The 22,105-nt window shown below is 60.4% G+C and carries 20 protein-coding genes and 1 pseudogene; 18 read left to right on the forward strand and 3 right to left on the reverse strand.

What is annotated here, in order from left to right:
- Positions 1-192: 192 nt before the first annotated feature.
- The 3 genes from amaB to CK625_RS07020 form a co-directional block, all read right to left on the reverse strand.
- Positions 193-1,725, reverse strand: coding sequence for an L-piperidine-6-carboxylate dehydrogenase (gene amaB, locus CK625_RS07010; RefSeq protein WP_095539574.1), 1,533 nt, complete (start codon positions 1,723-1,725; stop codon positions 193-195).
- 592 nt (positions 1,726-2,317) lie between these two features.
- Positions 2,318-4,198: a phosphoenolpyruvate carboxykinase (GTP) gene (locus tag CK625_RS07015; RefSeq protein ID WP_095539575.1), complete on the reverse strand. Its 1,881-nt coding sequence runs from the start codon at positions 4,196-4,198 to the stop codon at positions 2,318-2,320.
- A gap of 160 nt (positions 4,199-4,358) precedes the next feature.
- A complete protein-coding gene (locus CK625_RS07020; RefSeq protein ID WP_095539702.1) occupies positions 4,359-5,189 on the reverse strand; it encodes a class I SAM-dependent methyltransferase in 831 nt (276 codons plus the stop codon).
- Positions 5,190-5,613: 424 nt separating this feature from the next.
- Between CK625_RS07020 and CK625_RS07025 the strand changes: the two genes are divergently transcribed.
- The 18 genes and pseudogenes from CK625_RS07025 (at position 5,614) to CK625_RS07090 (ending at position 22,033) form a co-directional block, all read left to right on the forward strand.
- Positions 5,614-6,699: a trypsin-like peptidase domain-containing protein gene (locus tag CK625_RS07025; protein ID WP_095539576.1), complete on the forward strand. Its 1,086-nt coding sequence runs from the start codon at positions 5,614-5,616 to the stop codon at positions 6,697-6,699.
- A 142-nt stretch (positions 6,700-6,841) separates the two neighbouring features.
- A complete protein-coding gene (locus CK625_RS07030; protein WP_095539703.1) occupies positions 6,842-7,951 on the forward strand; it encodes an endonuclease/exonuclease/phosphatase family protein in 1,110 nt (369 codons plus the stop codon).
- 88 nt (positions 7,952-8,039) lie between these two features.
- The gene (locus tag CK625_RS07035; RefSeq protein ID WP_095539704.1) at positions 8,040-8,669 is read left to right on the forward strand and encodes a YqiA/YcfP family alpha/beta fold hydrolase; all 630 of its coding nucleotides are present in this window, start codon (positions 8,040-8,042) and stop codon (positions 8,667-8,669) included.
- A 1,188-nt stretch (positions 8,670-9,857) separates the two neighbouring features.
- Entirely contained in the window at positions 9,858-10,241 is a 384-nt protein-coding gene (locus CK625_RS13665; protein ID WP_143326212.1) for a hypothetical protein, read from the forward strand.
- Between the two features lie 212 nt (positions 10,242-10,453).
- Complete coding sequence (locus tag CK625_RS13670; RefSeq protein WP_143326213.1) at positions 10,454-10,981, forward strand: hypothetical protein; 528 nt, start codon at positions 10,454-10,456, stop codon at positions 10,979-10,981.
- A gap of 313 nt (positions 10,982-11,294) precedes the next feature.
- Complete coding sequence (locus tag CK625_RS07045) at positions 11,295-11,645, forward strand: RHS repeat domain-containing protein (protein WP_095539578.1); 351 nt, start codon at positions 11,295-11,297, stop codon at positions 11,643-11,645.
- 121 nt (positions 11,646-11,766) lie between these two features.
- Positions 11,767-12,081 (forward strand): annotated as a pseudogene (locus tag CK625_RS07050) (DUF1153 domain-containing protein).
- Positions 12,081-12,899 (forward strand): IS3 family transposase, encoded by an 819-nt coding sequence (locus tag CK625_RS07055; protein ID WP_143326214.1) that lies wholly within the window; start codon positions 12,081-12,083, stop codon positions 12,897-12,899. Before CK625_RS07050 ends, CK625_RS07055 begins: the two are co-directional and overlap by 1 nt.
- 61 nt (positions 12,900-12,960) lie before the next feature.
- Positions 12,961-13,770 carry a hypothetical protein gene (locus CK625_RS13675; RefSeq protein ID WP_143326215.1) on the forward strand — a complete coding sequence of 270 codons (810 nt, stop codon included), beginning with the start codon at positions 12,961-12,963 and terminating at the stop codon, positions 13,768-13,770.
- A 157-nt stretch (positions 13,771-13,927) separates the two neighbouring features.
- The gene (locus CK625_RS14280) at positions 13,928-14,209 is read left to right on the forward strand and encodes an RHS repeat-associated core domain-containing protein (RefSeq protein WP_095539579.1); all 282 of its coding nucleotides are present in this window, start codon (positions 13,928-13,930) and stop codon (positions 14,207-14,209) included.
- Positions 14,210-14,414: 205 nt separating this feature from the next.
- The gene (locus CK625_RS13680) at positions 14,415-14,663 is read left to right on the forward strand and encodes a hypothetical protein (protein ID WP_143326216.1); all 249 of its coding nucleotides are present in this window, start codon (positions 14,415-14,417) and stop codon (positions 14,661-14,663) included.
- 861 nt (positions 14,664-15,524) lie between these two features.
- Complete coding sequence (locus tag CK625_RS13685) at positions 15,525-15,821, forward strand: hypothetical protein (protein WP_143326217.1); 297 nt, start codon at positions 15,525-15,527, stop codon at positions 15,819-15,821.
- 561 nt (positions 15,822-16,382) lie between these two features.
- The gene (locus tag CK625_RS07065; protein WP_095539580.1) at positions 16,383-16,898 is read left to right on the forward strand and encodes a hypothetical protein; all 516 of its coding nucleotides are present in this window, start codon (positions 16,383-16,385) and stop codon (positions 16,896-16,898) included.
- 97 nt (positions 16,899-16,995) lie between these two features.
- Positions 16,996-17,727 (forward strand): 3-oxoacid CoA-transferase subunit A, encoded by a 732-nt coding sequence (locus tag CK625_RS07070; protein WP_095539581.1) that lies wholly within the window; start codon positions 16,996-16,998, stop codon positions 17,725-17,727.
- Entirely contained in the window at positions 17,724-18,407 is a 684-nt protein-coding gene (locus CK625_RS07075) for a 3-oxoacid CoA-transferase subunit B (RefSeq protein ID WP_095539582.1), read from the forward strand. The genes CK625_RS07070 and CK625_RS07075 overlap by 4 nt, the downstream gene beginning before the upstream one ends.
- 47 nt (positions 18,408-18,454) lie before the next feature.
- Complete coding sequence (gene pcaF, locus CK625_RS07080; RefSeq protein WP_095539583.1) at positions 18,455-19,663, forward strand: 3-oxoadipyl-CoA thiolase; 1,209 nt, start codon at positions 18,455-18,457, stop codon at positions 19,661-19,663.
- Positions 19,664-19,723: 60 nt separating this feature from the next.
- Entirely contained in the window at positions 19,724-20,761 is a 1,038-nt protein-coding gene (locus tag CK625_RS07085; protein WP_095539584.1) for a Bug family tripartite tricarboxylate transporter substrate binding protein, read from the forward strand.
- 120 nt (positions 20,762-20,881) lie between these two features.
- Positions 20,882-22,033 carry a Fic family protein gene (locus tag CK625_RS07090; RefSeq protein ID WP_095539585.1) on the forward strand — a complete coding sequence of 384 codons (1,152 nt, stop codon included), beginning with the start codon at positions 20,882-20,884 and terminating at the stop codon, positions 22,031-22,033.
- Positions 22,034-22,105: the final 72 nt, after the last annotated feature.

A 22,105-nucleotide genomic window follows, 5' to 3' on the forward strand; every position in this document is an offset into this window, starting at 1 on the left:
GGAGTGGGGTGCGGCGCGCCTGGGGCGGCGCTGAGAACCTATTCAAAGCCTTTGCATGAGAGCAACAGGCGGTGGGCTTGAGTCGCCTCGCCTGCCCATGGGAAGGGCCTGCGCCAGCTTCACCGGGCAGGCCCTTGGCGGGCGCGGCGGGCTCAACCGCTCGCGCAAAGCCGCAAACAGCGGCGCAGCGGCTCAGATGTCGAACTTCACGCCCTGCGCCAGCGGCAGCTCGCGCGAGTAGTTGACGGTGTTGGTGGCGCGGCGCATATAGGCCTTCCAGGCGTCCGAGCCGGACTCGCGGCCGCCGCCGGTTTCCTTCTCGCCGCCGAAGGCGCCGCCGATTTCAGCGCCGCTGGTGCCGATGTTGACGTTGGCGATGCCGCAATCGGAGCCCGACGCCGACAGGAAGCGCTCGGCCTCGCGCAAGTCGGTGGTGAAGATGGCCGAGGACAGGCCCTGGGGCACGTCGTTCTGCAGCGCGATCGCCTCCTCCAGGCTGTCGTAGCCCAGCACGTAGAGGATGGGGGCAAAGGTCTCGTGGCGCACGGTCTCGCTCTGGGCCGGCATCTCGACGATGGCCGGGCGCACGTAATACGCGCCTGGGGCCTTGTCGGCATCGACGCGCTCGCCGCCGAACACCTGGCCGCCTTCAGCGCGCGCGCTGGCCAGGGCCTTCTCAAAGGCCTCGAAGCTGGCCTTGTCGATCAGCGGCCCGACCAGCACGCCCTCTTGCAGCGGGCTGCCGATGGGCAGCTTGGCATAGGCCGCCTTGAGGCGTTCGAGCAGCTGCTGCTTGACGCTGTGGTGCACGATCAGGCGGCGCGTGGTGGTGCAGCGCTGGCCAGCCGTGCCCGCTGCGGCAAAGGCAATGCCGCGCAGCGCCAGATCCAGATCGGCGCTGGGCGTGACGATCACGGCGTTGTTGCCGCCCAGCTCCAGCAGCACGCGGCCAAAGCGCTGGGCCACGCGCGGCCCGACCTCGCGACCCATGCGGGTGCTGCCCGTGGCCGAGACCAGCGCCACCTTGGGGCTGTCCACCACCACCTCGCCCAGCGTGCGGTCGCCCAGCACCAGCTGGTTCAGATGCGCCAGCGCAGCGCCGTCGCTGCGGTCAGCGCCAAAGCGCTTGAGCGCGCGCGCGAACAGGGCCTGCGTGGCCAGCGCCGTCAGCGGCGTTTTTTCAGAAGGCTTCCACACCACGGCATTGCCCGCCACCAGCGCCAGCGCCGCATTCCAGGCCCAGACGGCCACGGGGAAGTTGAAGGCCGTGATGACGCCCACCACGCCCAGCGGATGCCAAGTCTCCATCATGCGGTGGCCGGGCCGCTCGGAGGCGATCGTCAGCCCGTAGAGCTGGCGCGACAGGCCCACGGCAAAGTCGCAGATGTCGATCATCTCCTGCACCTCGCCCAGGCCTTCGGTGAGGATCTTGCCTGCCTCCAGCGCCACCAACTGGCCCAGCGCCTGCTTCTCGGCGCGCAGCTCCTCGCCCAGCAGGCGCACCAACTCGCCGCGCTGCGGCGCAGGCACATCGCGCCAGGCCAGATAGGCCGCATGCGCCTGGTCGATGCTCTGCTGCACCTGCGCGACCGTCTGCGTGTGCAGCTGGCCGATGACTGAGCCGTCGATCGGGCTGTGCACCGCCAGATTGCCGCCGGTGTACAGGGCCGGATCGACGCCCAACTGTTGCAACAGGGAACGGGTGAGTTCAGATGGCTTGGACATGGTGCGGGCAACCCTTTCGATGAGATCAAAAAAACGGCGAGCGCACACGGCGCGCGCCAGACAGTGCGGCTGTGCCGCAGGCAACTATACAGCGCCCAATACCTCTGCCCCTCATTGGAAACCCTGGCCCGCAGGCTGGCCACGGCAGGGCCATGGCGGGGCCATGAAAGCGGTGTGACACAGAAGGGGCGGGCGCAACGCGTTCTTGACGAATCTTGCGCCCGCAAGCGGCGACTTCGCAATCGCGCACCGCGCGCTGGCCGCCCTGCTTCAATCCACGCGCCCGCGAGGGCGCGACGCGAGCGAATCGACGATCTCGCGCATCAAGAACGAATTTCAACTCACGCGCCCGCAAAGACGCGACTGTGGCCGGTCAGCAGATAAGAGCCATCAATAGCTCAATCCACCCAGCCACAAGGCAAGCCATGCAAGGGACAAAGCCAAGCGCCCATTCACAAGATCCAAGCAAAGCGGCGGCCTGGCCAGCCGCCCCTTCTGCCTGCGCCTGTGTCGCGCCCGGGCCTGGGCGAGCAGGCCCGGCCGCGACACAAGGTCATCCCGTAGCGCAGCAAATGGGGCGCAAAGACCGCCATCAGGCCATTTGCGCCAAGCGCTGCTCCATCGCCGCGCGCGTGGCTTGGAGGGCCTCGGGCAGGCCTTGCTCCAGTTGCTTGAACAGCTCATCGTGCAGCGCGAACTCGGCCTGCCAGGCGGCGGCGTCGATGCTGGTGACGGTGGCGAATTGCGCGGCGTCAAAATCCAGCCCCGTCCAGTTGATTTCGCCGTATTGCGGGCTGATGCCGAAGTGGTTTTCCTGGCCCTGGGCCTGGCCTTCGATGCGGTCGATCATCCACTTGAGCACGCGCATGTTCTCGCCATAGCCGGGCCAGACGAATTGGCCATCGGCATTCTTGCGGAACCAGTTGACGCAGAAGATGGGCGGCAGCGCAAAGCCCTTGGCCTGCAGGCCCGCACCGGTATCCAGCCAGTGCTGGAAGTAGCCGCTCATGTTGTAGCCGCAAAACGGCAGCATGGCGAAGGGGTCGCGCCGCACCACGCCTTGCGCGCCAAAGGCGGCGGCGGTGGTTTCGCTGCCCATGGTGGCGGCCATGTAAACGCCTTCGGCCCAGTCGCGCGCCTGGGTGACCAGCGGCACGGTGGTGGAACGGCGCCCGCCAAAGAGGAAGGCGTCGATCTTCACGCCCGCGGGGTCGTCCCAGGCCTCGTCCAGCGCGGGGTTGTTGGTGGCGGCCACGGTAAAGCGGGCGTTGGGGTGGGCGGCTTTGCGCCCGGCCTTGCCGTCCTCGGGCGTCCAGTCCTTGCCTTGCCAGTCGATCAGGTGTGCGGGGATGTGGCCGCCCTGGTCTTTTTCCATGCCTTCCCACCACACGTCGCCATCGTCGGTCAGCGCCACGTTGGTGAAGATGACGTTTTTGTCCAGGCTTTTCATGCAGTTGGGGTTGGTGAGCATGTTGGTGCCCGGCGCCACGCCGAAGTAGCCCGCCTCGGGGTTGATGGCGCGCAGGCTGCCGTCAGCCTGGGGTTTGATCCAGGCGATGTCGTCCCCAATGGTGCTGACTTTCCAACCCTCAAAGCCCTTGGGCGGCACGAGCATGGAGAAGTTGGTCTTGCCGCAGGCGCTGGGGAAGGCAGCGGCCACGTGGTATTTCTTTCCTTGCGGTTTTTGCACGCCGAGGATGAGCATGTGTTCGGCCAGCCAGCCCTGGTCCTTGCCCATCTTGGAGGCGATGCGCAGCGCAAAGCACTTCTTTCCCAGCAGGGCGTTGCCGCCGTAGCCCGAGCCGTAGCTCCAGATCTCGCGCGTTTCGGGGTAGTGGACGATGTATTTCACATCGGGGTTGCAAGGCCAGGGGGTCTGGTCTTTTTCGCCTGCGGCCAGCGGCGCGCCCACGGTGTGCATGCAGGGCACGAATTCGCCGCTCTCGCCCAGCACGTCCAGCGCGCCCTGGCCCATGCGGGTCATCAGCTTCATGTTCACGGCCACGTAGGCGCTGTCGGTCAATTGCACGCCGATGTGGGCGATGGGGCTGCCCAGCGGCCCCATGGAGAAGGGCACAACGTACATGGTGCGCCCGGCCATGCAGCCGTCAAACAGCGGCTCCAGCGTGGCGCGCATCTCGGCCGGGGCCATCCAGTTGTTGGTGGGGCCGGCGTCCTCCTGGCGCTCGGAGCAGATGAAGGTGCGGTCTTCCACGCGGGCCACGTCCGAAGGGTCGGTGCGCGCCAGGAAGGAGTTGGCGCGCTTGGCGGGGTTGAGGCGGATGAAGGTGCCCGCTTCGACCAGCTCATCGCACAGGCGCTGGTACTCGGCATCGCTGCCATCGCACCAGTGGATGCGCGCGGGCTTGCACAGCGCGGCCATGTCGGCCACCCAGGCCAGCAGCTTGGCATGCCGCAGGCCGGCAGGCGCATTGAGCGCCGCCGCAGCGGGCGTCGGTGTAGAGGAATGCATGCTCGATCTCCTGAAGTAAAAAAACCGTCGTGCGGTACGGCCTGCAACGCCATGGGCCGCCAGCGCCGCCTGCCCTGCGCCGGGCAGGACAGGACAAAAACCGAGGATTTTAAAGAGCCTGACACAAAAAACCGAACGGGCAGGCCCAGCGCTGGCTGCGTCAATCGGTTGAACAGAGCCTGGCCCAGACCATGTGCATGTCCAGATTGCGCCGCCCCCAGGCAGTGCGCAGCAGCAGCCGCATCGGCCACGGGTAGCGGTGGCCGCAGGCCTGGCTCAAGCCTTGGTGCGCCAGCACCTGCAGGCCGAAGCTGGCCAGCTGCGAAACATCGCTGATGCCCCACTGGAATGCGGGCGGGTTCTGGCCCATTTTCTTCAGCGAGTCGTGCTGCCTTTGCCGCCCGACCAGCTTCTTGGGCAAGGCATCGAACACCAGCTGCGCCTGCGGCAGCTTGCGCGCCAGCCGGGCAAACCACGCTTGCAAGGTCTGGGCATCAAAGTACATGAACACGCCTTCGGCCACCAGCAGCACGGGCTGGCCGTGTGCGGCGGCCGTGTCCATCCAGGCCTCATCGAGCATGGAGGCGGGCAGGTACACATTGCCGGACTCGGGCAGCAGCTTGCGCCGCAGCGCAATGGCTGGCGGCAGATCCAGCTCGTACCAGGCGGTCACGTCTGGGCGGCCCAGGCGCTCGTAGCGCGCATCCAGCCCGGCGCCCAGATGCACCACCACCGCCTTGGGGTGCAGGGCGAGGAACTCGCGCACGTAGCCATCGAGCAGCACCGCCCGACCACAACAGCCGGCCTGCGAGGCCTTGGCACTGGCAAAGACGGAAAAATCGAAGTCGATCTGGCCCAGCATGCGCTGGGCCTGGGCATCGCGCAGCAGCGCATCGGGCCGCTCGCATTCGACGGCCTTGGCCCACAGCGGGATCAGCATGGTGGCCGAGAGCTCGCAGAGATCGGCGGGGGAGATTTTTGGGGCGCTCATGGCCTGCTCCTTTTCAAAACGGTGGCGGTGAAAGGCAGGGCAGTCTTGCGGCAGCTCCTGGCCCACTGCGCAGAGCAGCGGGACGGCAGGCATGGCAAGACAACATCGTGGAGCGACCCAAACCAGGCCATGGTGGTTGTGCGTGCCGGCGCTATTGTTCCCGATTTGTCGCGCTCGATGCGCAGCACTGCCCTGGGGCAATGCTGAACAAGTCCCCCGCGCACGGTGCGTCCCTGTCTGGGGCGGTCTGCTGCGTTACAAATCCTCGCAGTAGCATGAGCTATTGCTGTGGTTTGCGCCTTGCATTCCATCCCCACACAGGGCGCGCGCCGCACTGCGGAGACTTATTCAGCACTGCCCTGACGCGCTGCGGCGCGGCAAGCGCTGTGATACAAATGCAAGCTACTTTGAAAGGGCACTTGCCATGAAATTTTCTGCGCTGAAATTTGCCATGCTGTACAGCTCGCTGTTACTAGCCAGCGCCCCAACCTGGGCCGGCATCGACTGCGATCGGGCGCAGACGGGCCCGGAAATTGCCATCTGCTCCGACCCCAAACTCAAGGCCTTCGACGACTATCTGGCCCAGGCCTACAGCCGCATTCGCAGCGTCCTGCCCGAGGCACTGTTCGACGAGGTGCGCCGCAGCCAAAGGCAGTGGATCGCGCAGCGCGATGCGCAGTGCGGCGCGGACGTGCCCTGCCTGATGCGCGAGACCTACGAGCGCACGGCCGCCCTCAACGGCTTTGCCCAGCGCTATGCCGAGCAGCAGCGCGGCGCGGGCATGGGCGAGGCCGGCAGCGGCCGCAACCACCCAGCGCCTGGCATGGTCTCCAGCCCGGCATGGCCAGGGCCGGCCCCGGCACAGACGGCGCCGCAGACTGCGCCACAACCCGATGCCCCAAGCCCCATGACGGCGCAGCGCAGGCCCGCGCCCGATGCCGCAGAAACGCCCGGAAAAAGCCTCAGCCCCAAGCAGATCTACCAGGTGGGGGCGCAGTCCATCGTCGTCATCGCCGCCTACGCCAAGGGCAAGGACGGCGTCAGCCAGGGCAGCGGCGTGGTGATCGCCCAGGACGTGGTGGCCACCAACTGCCACGTGCTCGAAGGGGCCGACAACGCGGTCGTGATCTTCCAGGGCCAACCCCACGAGGCCGAGCTGGTCACGGGCAATCGCAAGATGGACTACTGCATTCTGCGCACGCGCGGCCTGCCGGCCCAGGTGGCGCGCATCGGCCGGCTCGACGAGCTCACGCCCGGGCAGCGCGTCTACAGCATCGGCTCGCCCCGCGGGCTGGAGCTGACCATTGCCGAGGGCCTGCTCTCGGCCGTGCGCAAGCAGGATGGCGTGCCCATGATCCAGACCTCGGCGGCCATCTCGCCGGGCTCCAGCGGCGGCGGCCTGTTCGACGAATACGGGCGCGTCATCGGCATCACCACCTTCTTGCTCAAGGACTCGCAAAACCTCAACTTCGCCCTGCCCGTGGAGCTGGCCGAAGTGCTGTTGCGCTGAAATACCTGCCGACTGTCGACGCGCTCGCAGTGAATAGGCAGGCAGCGCCTTGGGGCAGGCTTTGCCGCGCCGCAGGCCGCCCCAAGCCGCTGGCTTGCCCGCCGCGCCGCACACCAACGCCCCGCACCCCACGGCCCGCCGCATGACCATCGCCCTGTACCTGCTGACCGCCGCCCTGGCGCTGCTGACCCTGCTGCCGCTGCACCCGGCGCGGGTGTGGTGGGTGCGCATCTGGGATTTCCCGCGCCTGCAACTGGCGCTGCTGCTGGCGGCGCTGCTGCTGGCCCAAGCCCTGTGGCTGGACTTCTCCCGCTGGCACGCCTGGCTGGCCGTGGCCACGACCGCGCTGTGCGCCCTCTACCAAGTCTGGTGGATCCTGCCCTACACGCCACTGTGGCGCCATGAAGTGCGCTGGGCCGATGCCCACGAGCAAGGCCCGCGGCTGCGCATCATGGCCGCCAACGTGCTCACCCCCAACCGCAACGCCGACGCCGTGCTGGCCCTGGTGCGCCAGCACCGCCCCGACGTGCTGGTGACGCTGGAGACCGACGCCTGGTGGGAGCAGCAGCTGCAGCCGCTGCGCCAGCACTACCCGCACTACGTGGCCTGCCCGCAGGACAACCTCTACGGCATGCACCTGTACGCCCGCCTGCCGCTGGACGAGGTGCAGGTGCAATACCTGGTCGAGCCGCACGTGCCCTCCATCCACGCCAGCTTGCTGCTGCGCCCCGCCCAGGGCGCGCAGCCCGAGGTGCGGGTGCGCATGCACTTTCTGCACCCCGCGCCGCCCAGCCCGACGGAAAACGACGAATCCACCGAACGCGACGTGGAACTGCTGATGATCGCCAAAAGCCTGCAGGGCGAGCGCGGCCCGGTGATCGTGGCCGGCGACCTCAACGACGTGGCCTGGTCGCCCACGACGCGGCTGTTTCGCAAAATCAGCGGCCTGCTCGACGCGCGCGTGGGCCGGGGCATGATCAACAGCTTTCACGCCCGCTACTGGTTCGCCCGCTGGCCGCTGGACCACATCTTCCACAGCGACCACTTCGAGCTGGTGCGCGTGCAGCGCCTGCCCAGCATCGACTCGGACCACTTCCCGATCATGATCGAGCTGCAATACCACCCGGCCAACTCCGGCCAGCAAGAAGGCCTGCAAGCCAACGCCCAGGACCACCGCCAGGCCAGCCAAACCCTGGCCGAGCAAGGCGCCAGCGCCGCCGACGTGCCCGAGCCCCAGGCGCGCGGGCACTGAGCGCCTGCCGGCCATGACCAGCGCCAGGCTTGCCAGCCCACAGCCGCCCGGCCGCCACCATCCCGCCGCCACCCCAGACACCCACACCATGCCCAGCCGCACCAACCCACCCCTGCGCCATCTGCTGTACCTGCACGGCTTTCGCTCCTCGCCGCAATCGACCAAGGCCCAGCTCACGCGCGCCTGGTTCGCCCAGCACCACCCGCAGGTGCAAGTGCTCACGCCGCAGCTGCCGCCCTCGCCACAGGCCGCCGCGCAGCTCATGCTGGAGCTCACCAGCCACTGGCCCAGCGGCAGCCTGGCCGTGATGGGCTCCTCACTGGGCGGCTACTACGCCAGCTGGTTCGCCGTGCAGCGCCAATGCCCTGCCGTGCTGCTGAACCCAGCGGTAGAGCCAGCGCGCGACCTGGCGGCCTACATCGGCCAGGTCGCGCAATGGCACCAGCCCGAGGAATCTTTCGATTTCCGCCCCGAATACATCGACGAGCTGCGCGCCCTGGATACACGCCACGTACGCCCGCCCCCACCCACGCTGGTGCTGATGGCCAAGGGCGACGAAGTGCTGGACTGGCGCGAAATGCAAGCCCGCCACCCCGATGCCCAGCACATCGTGCTCGAAGGCGGCGACCACGCACTGAGCCAGCACTTCACCCCCCAACTGCCCGTGCTGGCACAGTTCCTGCTGTATCTGGGCCAAGCACCGGCCAGCGCAGGCTAAAGCGTGTTACGAAACACACCAGAAAAATATGGACAGATTCTTACTGACGATCAATGGCCTGATACTTTTCTTGACCGCCCTGTATGTCAACGAAACAAGCCATACCCACAGAGACAAAAGCCTGGCCTTTACTTTATTCTTCAACACATCCATCACATTCTTTTTATTTCTAATCATTCTTTTCATCATATCCATTTTTTCAAAAAATAAAAATAAATTTTCAACCCTCATGATTCACGTTTGCGCAATCATATTCTCATCCCTCATTGGAGTTCTTTCGACATCAGCCCGATTTTTACTCAAATGAAATTTTCACTAACCACCATTAGCCAATGATTGACTCAACGCTTGCACGCATGAGCCAATACGCCCAAAAATAAACTGACAGAAAAACTCAGCAGACAATGTCACTTTGAAATCCTGACCCGATGCAAGCAACCCATCCACCGGCCTCAAAAATTCTTGGAGCATCAAGGGATCTGCAAATGAAAAGAGCAAAAATACTATACGTAATATCTTTCATATTATTTCTTGTTGGCCAAGGCATGAATTTTGGACCAGCATTTCAACTACTCCACATCTTTTCCATTGCCTTGGTGATTTATTCTGGACTAATGGTGTACAAAGAATCCGAATCAGACCCCGGGGAGGCCCACTTATTCACACTCTCGTTCGCCCTTCTGCTAATTTACAGCATATACACTTCTATTTTTGGGTTTGTTTTCAACTTATTTATTGAAATATTTTTGTACATCGTCGGATTTTCAAATATATTCTTTTTATTTAGAGTCCTTTCCTTGAGGGTCAGGAAAATGAATAATAATTGATCTGAACCTAGAGGAAAAAAATTTTTCAATGCATGGCAACTTCTTGAGCTCTCAGAGAAACAGGTGCTGCCACCGTTTTGTTTTGAAGAGACACTTTCGGGTCAATCACAGCAATAACGATTTCTTCAAAGACTGCAAACACATCAACGACACCAAGTCTTTCTGGAGCTACGCAAAGCATCGAATGGCACAGTCCAGTGTGTAACTTGGGACAAGTTCGAGTTGCATCTCAAGAAAACCAAATCCCGCTCCAATCGCCTGCACCTTGACCTCTGCAATACGCTGCTTAAAATGCTCAGAGACGTCCCTTTGTAAAGCGTTTACCCCTTAAACCCAAAACGTTTACCCCTCAACAAAGTTTATGACAATATATTTCCTTTCCTTTTTATTATTCTTATCAGGCTGCACACTCAACAGGCTTGATGCAGGCCAAGAACCATGCGGAATCAAAAGTACCAATGAAGAAAATTCACTCAAAGATCCTCAAAATCATTCAAGAGATACCATCAAGTTGAATGACGTTGACGCTGAAGAATTATTGGCTCTAAAAATTTCTACGGAGAAGTTTTTTAAATCGAATGACACCTCGAACACATGGGATATAGATGACTGCCACTACCAAAAGAGTGGCGACAAATACTACGCATCCTGCGGCAGGAAAGGGGTTGACAAGTCCACCTGGACAGGCATACATGATGTTTTCATGATTTTTGACGAAAAATTTAATTTAATTGAGACGAATTAAAATTCCACAGAAATTATCCCACTCATCGCTTACCCAAACCTCACCGCCTACTCAAATCTCACTTGAGCACACCCAGAATTAAAATTTATAGCTGAGCAAAGCATCCCAGCACCTGCATACGCTATTTCTTCGTTCTCGCTCACTCTCATCCGTACAGGCGCATTCTCCATTACACCATCCTGGCCACCTTACCCATACCCTGGAGATCAACCGTGAAAAATATTATTTACTCCTTAACTTTCATCTTAAGCGGATGCGCCCTTCTCATTGAAGGCCCCAAAGACAGTGCCGGGGAAGGAAATTGGGTGAAGGTTGGCTCCTCAATTCTTGGCATAGTCAAGAAATATGAAATTACCAACGTGAAGCCAAACGACCCTAAAGAGTGGATTATTGAAGGCTTTCCATCGGGAGCATACACAGTTGGATTTAATTACTCAGAAAATCAATGCAAGAGTGAAATTTCTAGCTTATGGATTAATTTTTCAATTAGTTCGAAAGAAAAAATTATTGTTAATGAATCAGGATTTTTGGAGGAACAGGAATTCGGTTTTGGCCCTCCTGGGGATGAGCCTTATTACAGCCTCCTGGATGACACCAATAATGAGAGACTTATTGTTGGTTTGACCCCTGACGTCAAATACAATGTGAAATTTTTTTGGAAACAGGTAGGGAGCGAGGTAAATGATTGCTCAATGACTTTGAAATTTCTGATTTCAAAATTGCATTTTGGAGCTAAATAGAGGAGCCTTGTCTGCTGCCCGCCAATACATTTTCACCTGCATTCAACTCCATTTCTCACAAAATCAGGTGTTAACAATACGACCAGGACAGCAGCATCACCCACATCCAAAGACAGACAGGCGCTGACATCCAAGGCGGCACCGACTACCGCTACGACCCGCTCGACCGTCTCATCCAAGCCAGCCCCAGCCTCAGCCTGCAAGGGCTGGGCCTGCCCCACGAACACTACAGCTACGATGCCGTGCACAACCGCACCGCCAGCGCCCACCAGCCCGGGCCCTGGCAATACGCCAGCGGCAACCGCCTCACTCAATGGGGCCAACAGCAACAGAGCACCAGCTACCAATACAACCACAGCGGCCACATTACCCCAAAACCCAGGCAGAGACCAACAGCCCAGGCAATCCAGGCAACCCCAACGCCACAACCACCACCGGCTACCACTACGACGCCGCCCAGCGGCTGGTGCACATCGAACAAAACGGCCAGACCATCGCCCGCTACCACTACGACCCAAAAGGCCGGAGAATTGCCAAAACCACCGGCCAGGGCAGCGGGCAAACCACCACCTGGTACATCTACGCCGAAGAAGCACTGATTGCCGAAATCAACGAGCAAGGCCAAACCCAAAAAAGCTACGGCTTGGAACCGGACTGCCCCTGAAGCACGAAAATCAAATAAATGTGCGATTTAAATTTTCAAAGCTGTATGCTGGCTGCATGTGATCATGTAATGACCCACTGATTTCCTGCTCAGGTGTTACCTTCACTAGAGGAGACACCCAATGAGTGCAGTAATGGACGAAGAAATCAAACGTTGGACAGCGCGGCGCAAGTCGGCGCTGGTGCTTGAGATCATCCGGGACAAGACGACGGTGGCCGAGGCGAGCCGTCAGTTCGACCTGACTCCGGCAGAGGTTGAGGCTTGGGTAGAGGACGGCAAGCGAGGCATGGAGAATGCCTTGCGCGCCAAGCCCGAGGACGTTCGCCAGCAGTACGAGCGCCAGCTCAAGGAATTGTAGGAAGCCTATGGCGAAGCCATGCTGGAGCTGCGCGCCCGAAAAAAGCTGGCCGCCCTGCTGGGTACGGACGAGACCTGATGGTCACGATCCAGCAGGGGCTTCGGGAAGATGGTTTTGAAGTGTCGATGGTCAAGCTGTGTCGCTGGTTCGGCGTGGCCAGGCGCAGTGTGTACTACCGGCCAACCCAGGCGGCACCGAAGGTCAATCCAGCTTTAGCCGAGCCGATCAAGGCACTGATTGAGGCCGAGCCCTCGTTCGGTTATCGCACCGTGGCCGGTTTGCTTGGGATGAACAAGAACACAGTGCAGCGCATCTTCCAGCTCAAGGGCTGGCAGGTGCGCAAGCGTGCAGTGGGACGACGGCCACGTATCCAGGCGCTGCCTTCGGTCGCTACTGCCCCCGACCAGCGTTGGGCGACCGACCTGTGTCGGGTATGGGGAGGACGTGATGGCTGGCTGACGTTGGCACTTGTTATCGATTGCCATACCCGGCAATTGCTGGGCTGGCATCTCTCACGCAGCGGCAAGGCCAGTACCGCGGTGGCGGCATTGGAGCAGGCGCTGATTGCCCGCTATGGCGCGCTCGGGCGCGTGCCTGAGCCGTTCCTGCTGCGCTCGGACAACGGCCTGGTGTTTACCAGCCGCGATTACACGCGGCTGGTTCGCAGCTATGGCTTGCAGCAAGAGTTCATCACCCCGCATTGCCCGCAGCAAAAGGGCATGGTGGAACGCCTCATCCGCACCCTCAAAGAGCAATGCGTACACCGTCATCGCTTTGAGAGCCAGCAGCATGCCATGCGTGTGCTGGGCGACTGGATCCAGTTCTACAATCACCGACGCCCGCATCAGGCGCTCGGCATGAAAACACCCGCTCAAGCGTATGCTTTAGCAGCCTGACCTGTGCAGAAAGTGGTGGGTCATTACAATCAAGCAGGGTCGCAAAATACAGAATTTGAAGATGGCTGCAGAGCTATTACCAACGCTTAGTACAAGGCCGAAAAAACAATGGGATTCAGTGCCTTTTGCACCCCAGAACGAAAAGATCGGCGTCCCTGCAACGAAGAATTTCAAGATTATTGGAATCCTTCATAACCGCCCCCAATATTTACGAAAATTAATCATGAAAAAATTATTTTTAAGCCTTCTACTCTTTTTCTTGGGGGGCTGCTCGTCCGTCACGAAAGTCAACTATCAAGGGAGCAGTCTATGGCGCCCCATGAATTTCGGAATTCATTATGTATTGAAGAAGCCAGCTTTCTTGATAGAGGTGTTTGATGAAGAAAAATCTTATATCGCGCTTGTCCCTCCAAATACTAAGGACGCGTGGCATGTATCCCCAACTTCCATTGATGCATACTTAGCCAATCCTAAAGACTTGTCGTGGAACGGCGCAACAAATTCCGGCGGGGATAAAAAAGGAATTTTGGATTACATTAATAGATGGCATCCGGGATTTCCAAAAGAAGTTTTTGAAAAATTGAAAGATGCTCCGCTTTATGATTATTTTGATTTACTAAGAGACCATCCTGATCCATTTTTTAATCTCAATGCTTATTATTGCTGCAGAGCCGTTGGCATTGCCGATATTGACGCAATTATTGTTGCGCATGAGGCATATGCTGTAGACTATTTTAGTCCAATTTCATCCCCTGTAAACCATAGGAGGTACATGCGGTTTGCAAAATATAAAAATGAAAAAGATTTGATCGTCAATATTGACTCTGTGCTGGGGAAGAAGTTTCTCGAATATTTCGAAGAGGTCAATTAAAAAGAAAATTATGCCCAGTAAAAGCTTACGAGACCCAGGTATCCCACCCACTATCCACCGAAACTTTTCACCCGCCTTCATTCCCGTTTTTTCATAAACCGGAATGAAGCTTGCAGTTGAATAGGCCACAAACCCCAACACCAACGCCTACCACTACATCCACAGCGACCACCTGGGCACACCGCAAATCGCCACGGACAAAAACGGCAACCAGACCTGGGCGCAAGTGAGCGAAGCGTTTGGCAAGGCCACTGTCTCAGCCAACGCCAGCACCGAGATCAACATCCGTTTGCCTGGCCAGTACTACGACAAGGAAACGGGCACGCACTACAACTTCCATCGGCACTATGACCCGAGCACGGGGAGGTACTTGCAGAGTGATCCGATTGGGTTGCAGAGTGGATTTAATTTATACGTTTATGCGTCAGCAATGCCTTGAAAAGACTAGATATGTTAGATGATTCTTGCGATGAATGCTCCCCTGAAACGGATGAGCAATGTTGTGATCAATGGGAAAAAAGTGTTGCCAACAATATCAGAGTTGGAGCGCAACCCATTTGTTGCAATGGTCGCCTTGTTGCCTGTATGCGGAAAATATATATTCGAGAAATAAATACGAAGATGAAGCAAGTGCGCCATTGAACATGAGAGATATCATTTTAGAGACATGGAGCCCTGCAATGAAAAGCCTTGTGTTTATGTGGCGATTTGGCGAAAATATTGATTATAAGGAAGGGGAGTGTCAAGCATATAAGGCGCAGTTCATCTGTTTGCAAAAGAAGCTTTCTGGATGTACATCTCAAGCTTGCGTGGTGGTCATTACCGCAGAAATAAACTCAATGGAAAAGAGGGTTTCTCAAAAGCCACCAATGGGTTATTCTTGCGTGTTTTGATGGACTTAAAGATACGAGAAAAATTTTGATACTTGCAATGTTTGCTTCCGGATGCACAATCCACGATAACTTTAGTAGATGCAGTGTTAATTATATTGATGAGGTTATTGCACTAGAGTTACTCAACAAAGATCCTGGCAATCACAAAAAACACTCTATAGAAGATGTCTATATGCAGATTGATAGGGTTAACTGTGGCTACGTTGTATCTTATACATTCTTGCCACTAACTCCCGAAGGAACGCTTGTTTATATTTATGATAAAAATTTGCGGCTTGTGCATTCTTATTAATTCCAAACAAGACATCTTTACAGAGTGATCCGAGTGGTTTACAGAACGGAGTGAATAACTTTTCTTATACAGAAGGCAACCAAAATAAAAGAGTGGATTTTTATGGGTTGAGCAGCGAACCATGTGATGGGTGTGAGCCAAAAACTGATGAGGAATGTTGTTCATTTTGGCAAGGTTCTCTGGTAAAAGATTCCATCGCAGGAAATGTTGTTTGTTGCAATGGGCGTCCTGTCGCTTGCGGAAGAAGACCGCTTAGGCCGACAAGAGCAAACATAAAGGATGATGAATGCGTGATAGAGCACGAGAAATATCATTTTAGAGATCTTCAGCCTTGCGATACAGCAAAAGGCTGCATCTATATAGCGAGTTTTAGACATGACGTTGACCCAACAGAGAGGGAGTGTCTGCGCACACGCGGCTGGTCAAGAGTGTTTGAAAAGAAAGATTCGCGAATGCGCAAAAGTTGGAGATGTTGGATGCGTCATTTTGCCTCAGGCATCTATAAGTCAAAGCCAAAGACTTCAGCAAGATAGATATCGCTGTAAAGTCATTTAGTATTGTTGGTGCTTATGAAAATCTATCGTTTTGTTTTTTTGTTATTTTTGTCTGGTTGCGCACTCAATGACGCTGCAAATCAGGGGTTATGCAGGATTGAATGCATCGGAGAGAAAAAGGCATTTGAAATGCTAAACTCTATAAAATTAGGCGATATGCTTAGGTTCTCAAAAGAGAGTCATAAGGTAGCTATTGAAATATTACCTTGTGGATACAGGCTTGTTGTCGAGGGCAGAGATGAATTATCTCTTGAAAGGTTTGGGGAGTTTTTTTTCGATAAGGATTTTAATTTTATATATGGATTTAATTGATTGGAGGGGTTATGGGCTTGACGTGTTCTGACGGCGCATTATTTCGTCTGCTGGCATTTTTGTCTTTATTTTTTGTATTTTTGACAGGCTGCTCCAATAATAAATCAATCAAAAAACCCTGTGAGATGAAGATTGTACCCGAAGAGGTTATTCTTGAGAGGGCTGGTGATGGAAAAAATTCTTACGATAGGGATAAATGGGATGTTTATAATGACGTATTAGATTGTGGATATCGGATTATTCTAAGAAGAAAGGGAAATGAGTCTTCAGGTGTTAAGACAATTATATTGGACAAAGACCTTAACTTTGTTTACTCGTTTCGGTGATCTGAGTATTTTTATTTCAATTCTCGTCGGAGTGCTTCCGTTTGCCCCATTTTGGGTGCCGAGCGTCAGTGATTTCATACAGCAATCTTTCAATTTTCTGCCTGTTTTCTGTCAATTTGGTGCATAAAGGATTTCATACGCTTCAACACCCAATCCATTCCCCATGAAGAGCACGGACATCCCCCCACATGCCCACTGCTTTCCAGCCCCTCGCAGCAGCCCCAGCCGCCGATCTATGCCCTGGCTGCTAGCCCTGTCGCCCCTGCCCCCCTTGCCAGCGCAAGCGCAGCCGCATCTGTCGGGCACGGCCAGCCCCTGGGTAGCAGAAGTCGAACTGGGAGTGGGCCTGCAACTGAGCGCCAGCGCGCCCAGCGTGCGCCAGCCCAATGGCGAATACCGAGAAACCCACATCGACCTTCGCGTCAATACCCTGGGCGGGCTCATCGATATCGCGCGCAGCTGGAGCCAGGGGCGCTGGTGGCTCAACCCCGCCTGGGCGCCGCTGAACTTCGAGCTCGACCCGCTGGACGGCAGCGCCCGCCTCATCGAGCGCGCAGGCCTGATCTACGAGCGAAGCGGCAGCAACGAAATCTTCATCTCCAAAGCCAACAGCGACGCGCCCGCCTCCATCCGCAAGACCGCCAGTGCCTCTTGCAGCGGCCAGAGCGGGCCAGAGCGGGCAATAGCGCGGCCGGTCAGCCTGGCAAGCAGGCGACTGCCTGTCATTGGGCGCGCCGTGCAGAGTCCATAGAATCCAGCGCCAAAGGTTTCAGAGTCTGCTCCAAGTCTCTGGGGCCGGACGCACAAAAAAACATGCCGCCGCGCGTGCAGGCATGCGGAGACTTTGCATGATCGACAAGATCGTTCCATCCATTGAGGCGGCCCTGGCCGACGTGGCCGATGGCGCGACCATTCTGGTTGGCGGCTTTGGCACGGCCGGCGTGCCCGAGGCGCTGATCGACGGGCTGATCGCCCAGGGCGCGCGCGAGCTGACCATCGTCAACAACAACGCCGGCAATGGCGATTCTGGCCTGGCTGCGCTGCTCAAGGCCGGGCGGGTGCGCAAGATCATTTGCAGCTTCCCGCGCCAGGCCGATTCGCATGTGTTCGATGCGCTCTACCGAAGCGGCCGCATTGAGCTGGAGCTGGTGCCGCAAGGCAATCTGGCCGAGCGCATCCGCGCCGCAGGCGCGGGCATCGGCGCTTTTTTCTGCCCCACGGCCTACGGCACGCAGCTGGCCCAGGGCAAGGAGACGCGCGTCATCGATGGCCGGCACTATGTGCTTGAATACCCCATCCACGGCGATGTGGCGCTGATCCAGGCCGAGCGCGGCGACCGCTGGGGCAATCTGTGCTACCGCATGGCCGCGCGCAACTTCGGCCCGGTGATGGCCACCGCCGCGCGCACCACCATCGCCACCGTGCATGAGGTGGTGCCGCTGGGCGCGCTGGATCCGGAGAGCATCGTCACCCCCGGCATTTACGTCGATCGCGTCGTGCCCATCGCCCGCCGCGCCACGCGCCGCGCGGCGCACGGCGCCAGCGCCCCCACCCCCGCACAGCAGCAGGCCCGCCCATGAACCCAGTCGCATCCCCAAAGGCCGGCACGGCCACGCCCTGGCAGCGCCGCAGCAAGGACGAACTGGCGCGCCGCGTGGCGCAGGACATCCACGACGGCGCCTGCGTCAACCTGGGCATCGGCATGCCCACGCTGGTGGCCAACCACATTCCGCCGGGCCGCGAAGTCCTGCTGCACAGCGAGAACGGCATCCTCGGCATGGGCCCGGCGCCCGCGCCCGGGCAGGAGGATTACGACCTCATCAACGCCGGCAAGCAGCCCGTCAGCCTGCTGCCCGGCGGCTGCTTCTTTCACCACGCCGACAGCTTCGCCATGATGCGCGGCGGGCATCTGGACATTTGCGTGCTGGGCGCCTTTCAGGTCTCGGCCACTGGCGATCTGGCCAACTGGAGCACGGGCGAGCCCGGCGCCATCCCCGCCGTGGGCGGCGCCATGGACTTGGCCATCGGCGCGCGCCAGACCTGGGTGATGATGGATTTGTGCACCAAGGATGGCCAGAGCAAAGTCGTCGCCCAATGCACTTATCCGCTCACGGGCCTGGGCTGCGTCAAGCGCATCTACACCGACCTGGCCACGCTGGAGTGCACGCCCAGCGGCCTGCGCCTGATCGACACCGTGCCCGGGCTGAGCCCGCAGGCGCTGCAGGCCCTCATCGGCCTGCCGCTGCAGCCGCCGGCCTGAGCGCCTGTTCCACCACCCCCTTCCTTTCAGCAAGGAGCGCCCGCACCATGAGCCAGACCCAAGCCTTTCTCTGCGACGCCGTTCGCACCCCCATTGGCCGCTATGGCGGCAGCCTCTCGGGCGTGCGGCCCGACGATCTGGCCGCGCACGTGCTGCGCGCGCTGCTGCAGCGCAACCCCACGCTGGATGCCGCCGCCATCGACGACGTGCTGCTGGGCTGCGCCAACCAGGCCGGCGAGGACAACCGCAATGTCGCGCGCATGGCCGCGCTGCTGGCCGGCCTGCCCGAGGGCGTGCCCGGCGCCACGCTCAACCGCCTGTGCGGCTCCGGGCTGGACGCCATCGCCACCGCCGCGCGCGCCATCAAGGCCGGCGAGGCCCAGCTGATGCTCGCCGGCGGCGTCGAGAGCATGAGCCGCGCGCCCTTTGTCATGCCCAAGGCCGACAGCGCTTTTGCGCGCCACAACGCCGTGTACGACACCACCATCGGCTGGCGCTTCATCAACCCGGCCATGCGCGCCCAGTACGGCGTGGACTCCATGCCCGAGACCGCCGAGAACGTGGCAGATGAATACCGCATCGCCCGCGAAGACCAGGACCGCTTCGCCCTGGCCAGCCAGAGCAAGGCCCTCAAGGCCCAGGAGGCCGGCCTGTTCGACGCCGAAATCGCCCCCGTGACGCTGCCGCAAAAGAAAGGCGAGCCCATCGTCTTTGCGCGCGATGAGCACCCGCGCGCCACCACGCTGGAGGCCCTGGCGCGCCTGAAGGCCATCGTGCGCCCCGATGGCAGCATCACCGCCGGCAACGCCAGCGGCGTCAACGACGGCGCAGCCGCCGTCATCGTCGCCAGCGAGGCCGCTGCCGCTCGCCACGGCCTGACCCCGCGCGCGCGCATCGTCGCCAGCGCCGTGGCCGGCGTGGCCCCGCGCGTCATGGGCATCGGCCCGGCGCCGGCGGTGCAAAAGCTGCTGGCGCACACCGGCATCGGGCTGGATGCCATCGACCTGATCGAACTCAACGAAGCCTTTGCCGCCCAGGCCCTGGCCGTGCTGCGCCTGCTCTCGCTGCAAGGCGACGACCCGCGCGTCAACCCTTGCGGCGGCGCCATTGCGCTGGGCCACCCGCTGGGCGCCAGCGGCGCGCGCCTGGCCGGCACGGCCATGCACCAGCTGCAGCGCAGCGGCGGGCGCTACGCGCTGTGCACCATGTGCATCGGCGTCGGCCAGGGCATCGCCATGCTGCTGGAAAAAGTCTGAGCAACTAGAGCCATGGCTTGCCATGGCCAAACAAGCACACCTCTCAAGGAGACAAACACCATGAAACGCATTGCCACTACCACACGCCCCCTGCCCGCCCCCGCCCTGCCCCGCCGCCGCTGGCTGGGCCGCGCCGCACTGGCCCTGGCCGCCTGCGCCTGCCTGTGGGGCGCGCAGCCCGGCGCAGTGCAGGCGCAGGACTTTCCCGCCAAGGCCGTGACCATCGTCGTGCCCTTCCCCGCAGGCGGCACCACCGATTTGCTGGCGCGCATCCTCGGCCAGCACCTGAGCCAGCAATGGGGCCAGAGCGTGGTCATCGACAACAAGGGCGGCGCCGGCGGCAACATCGGCGCCCAGGCCGCCGCGCGCGCCGCAGCCGATGGCTACACGCTGCTGATGGGCACCGTAGGCACCCACGCCATCAACCAAAGCCTGTACAAGAAACTGCCTTACGACCCGGTCAAGGACTTCCAGCCCCTGAGCCGCGTGGCCCTGGTGCCCAACCTGCTGGTGGCGCACCCGCAGCAGCCCTACAAAACCGTGCAGGAGCTGCTGAGCTACGCCCGCGCCAACCCCGGCAAGGTGGACTTTGCCTCCTCGGGCAATGGCACCTCCATCCACCTCTCGGCCGAGCTGTTCAAGCAAATGACCGGCGTGGACATGCAGCACATCCCCTACAAGGGCAGCGCCCCGGCAGGCGCCGACCTGCTGGCCGGCCAGGTGCACATCATGTTCGACAACATGCCCTCGGCCATCCAGAACGTGCGCGCCGGCCGCCTGGTGCCGCTGGCCGTGACCACGGCCACGCGCTCGGCGCAGCTGCCCGATGTGCCCACCATCGCCGAGGCCGGCGTGCCCGGCTTCGAGGCCTACTCCTGGTTCGGCCTGTTCGCCCCGGCCGGCACGCCCGAGCCGGTGATGCAGCGCCTGAGCCAGGCCATCACCAAAGCCTTGAGCGACCCGCAAGTGGTGCAGAAATTCGCCGAGCAAGGCGCCGTCGCCCACCCCGAGACCCCGGCCGAATTCACCGCCTTCATCAGCGCCGAAGCCAAGAAATGGCAGGCCGTGGTCAAGGCCTCCGGCGCCAGCGTGGATTGAGCGCCCGCGCTGGCGCCGCAGCGCCCACCCGGCGCGCCTGCGGCGAATCGGCCGCCCATTCTCCGCAAATCATGCGGAGAATGGCTTGCACGAAACAGGTCGCCCGCGTGTAATGCGCGCATGGCATGTGCAACACCCACCTATATCTGGCAACACGCGCAATGGCCCCATTGGCGCTATGACCTGCAGGCGCTGAGCGGGCCGCTGGCCCAGGTCAGCCGCGCGCAAGGTCTGCTGCTGGGCCGGCTGGCCGATGCCGGTCTGGCGCTGCGCGCCCAGGCCAGCTTGGCCGCACTGACCGAGGACGTGGTCAGGACCAGCGCCATCGAGGGCGAAACCCTGAACGCGGCATCCGTGCGCTCGTCCATCGCCCGGCGTCTGGGCGTGGACATCGGCGCGCTGGCCCCCATCGATCGCAGCGCCGAGGGCGTGGTGGACATGGTGCTCGACGCCACCGCCCGCAGCGCCGAGCCCTTGAGCGCCCAGCGCCTGTACGGCTGGCATGCCGCCCTGTTCCCGACCGGTTACTCCGGCATGACGCCCATTGCCATTGGCCGCTGGCGCGATGATGCCGACGGCCCGATGCAAGTGGTCTCCGGCCCGCTGGGCCGGCGCCGGCTGCACTTTCAGGCACCGCCCGCACAGGCCTTGCCTGCCCAAATGCAATACTTTCTGGACTGGGCCAATGCCGATGGCCATGAACCGGCGCTGCTCAAGGCCGGCCTGGCCCATCTGTGGTTCGTGACCCTGCACCCCTTCGACGACGGCAACGGCCGCATCGCGCGCGCCGTCGGCGACTTGTTTCTGGCGCGCGCCGATGGCAGCCCGCAGCGCTTCTACAGCCTGTCAGCGCAACTGCAACGCGAGCGCAAGGATTACTACGCCATCCTGGAGCGTACGCAGCGCGGCGACCTCGACGTCACCGACTGGCTGGCCTGGTTCCTGACTGCGCTGGAGCGCGCCATCGCCCACGCACAGGCCACGCTCGATGCCGTGGTGGCCAAGGCCAACTTTTGGCGGCACTGGGCCGGCACGCCACTCAACGAGCGTCAGATCAAGGTGCTCAACCGGCTGCTCGATGGCTTCGAGGGCAAGCTCAGCAGCAGCAAGTGGGCCGCACTGGCCAAATGTTCGCCCGATACCGCATTGCGCGACATCACACAGCTGCTGGAGTTGGGCATGCTGCAGAAAACGCCGGGCGGCGGGCGCAGCACCGGCTACGCGCTGGCCTCCCCCTCGGAGCCTGTTCAAAGTCTCGGCACGGGTAGGTAACAAGTGGTTTGGGATGGGCCGCAAGGCGCCAAGCGCAGACGGACCTCGTGGCCCGGCGAGGCTTTGCGAGCG

The sequence above is a fragment of the Vandammella animalimorsus genome (assembly GCF_002285265.1).
In the GTDB taxonomy this organism is placed as follows: domain Bacteria; phylum Pseudomonadota; class Gammaproteobacteria; order Burkholderiales; family Burkholderiaceae_C; genus Lampropedia.

What these genes read in the sequence shown, in the direction of transcription:
- CK625_RS13675 (WP_143326215.1), top strand. Translation starts at nt 12,961, where the DNA reads ATGGCTGCAGAGCTATTACCAACGCTTAGTACAAGGCCGAAAAAACAA.
- pcaF (WP_095539583.1), top strand. Translation starts at nt 18,455, where the DNA reads ATGAGCCAGACCCAAGCCTTTCTCTGCGACGCCGTTCGCACCCCCATT.
- CK625_RS07055 (WP_143326214.1), top strand. Translation starts at nt 12,081, where the DNA reads ATGGTCACGATCCAGCAGGGGCTTCGGGAAGATGGTTTTGAAGTGTCG.
- CK625_RS07065 (WP_095539580.1), top strand. Translation starts at nt 16,383, where the DNA reads ATGCCCTGGCTGCTAGCCCTGTCGCCCCTGCCCCCCTTGCCAGCGCAA.
- CK625_RS07035 (WP_095539704.1), top strand. Translation starts at nt 8,040, where the DNA reads ATGCCCAGCCGCACCAACCCACCCCTGCGCCATCTGCTGTACCTGCAC.
- CK625_RS07090 (WP_095539585.1), top strand. Translation starts at nt 20,882, where the DNA reads ATGGCATGTGCAACACCCACCTATATCTGGCAACACGCGCAATGGCCC.
- CK625_RS13685 (WP_143326217.1), top strand. Translation starts at nt 15,525, where the DNA reads ATGAAAATCTATCGTTTTGTTTTTTTGTTATTTTTGTCTGGTTGCGCA.
- CK625_RS07015 (WP_095539575.1), bottom strand. Translation starts at nt 4,198, where the DNA reads ATGCATTCCTCTACACCGACGCCCGCTGCGGCGGCGCTCAATGCGCCT.
- CK625_RS13680 (WP_143326216.1), top strand. Translation starts at nt 14,415, where the DNA reads ATGAGAGATATCATTTTAGAGACATGGAGCCCTGCAATGAAAAGCCTT.
- amaB (WP_095539574.1), bottom strand. Translation starts at nt 1,725, where the DNA reads ATGTCCAAGCCATCTGAACTCACCCGTTCCCTGTTGCAACAGTTGGGC.
- CK625_RS07045 (WP_095539578.1), top strand. Translation starts at nt 11,295, where the DNA reads ATGGGGCCAACAGCAACAGAGCACCAGCTACCAATACAACCACAGCGG.
- CK625_RS07020 (WP_095539702.1), bottom strand. Translation starts at nt 5,189, where the DNA reads ATGAGCGCCCCAAAAATCTCCCCCGCCGATCTCTGCGAGCTCTCGGCC.
- CK625_RS07030 (WP_095539703.1), top strand. Translation starts at nt 6,842, where the DNA reads ATGACCATCGCCCTGTACCTGCTGACCGCCGCCCTGGCGCTGCTGACC.
- CK625_RS07025 (WP_095539576.1), top strand. Translation starts at nt 5,614, where the DNA reads ATGAAATTTTCTGCGCTGAAATTTGCCATGCTGTACAGCTCGCTGTTA.
- CK625_RS07085 (WP_095539584.1), top strand. Translation starts at nt 19,724, where the DNA reads ATGAAACGCATTGCCACTACCACACGCCCCCTGCCCGCCCCCGCCCTG.
- CK625_RS13665 (WP_143326212.1), top strand. Translation starts at nt 9,858, where the DNA reads ATGACAATATATTTCCTTTCCTTTTTATTATTCTTATCAGGCTGCACA.
- CK625_RS07075 (WP_095539582.1), top strand. Translation starts at nt 17,724, where the DNA reads ATGAACCCAGTCGCATCCCCAAAGGCCGGCACGGCCACGCCCTGGCAG.
- CK625_RS07070 (WP_095539581.1), top strand. Translation starts at nt 16,996, where the DNA reads ATGATCGACAAGATCGTTCCATCCATTGAGGCGGCCCTGGCCGACGTG.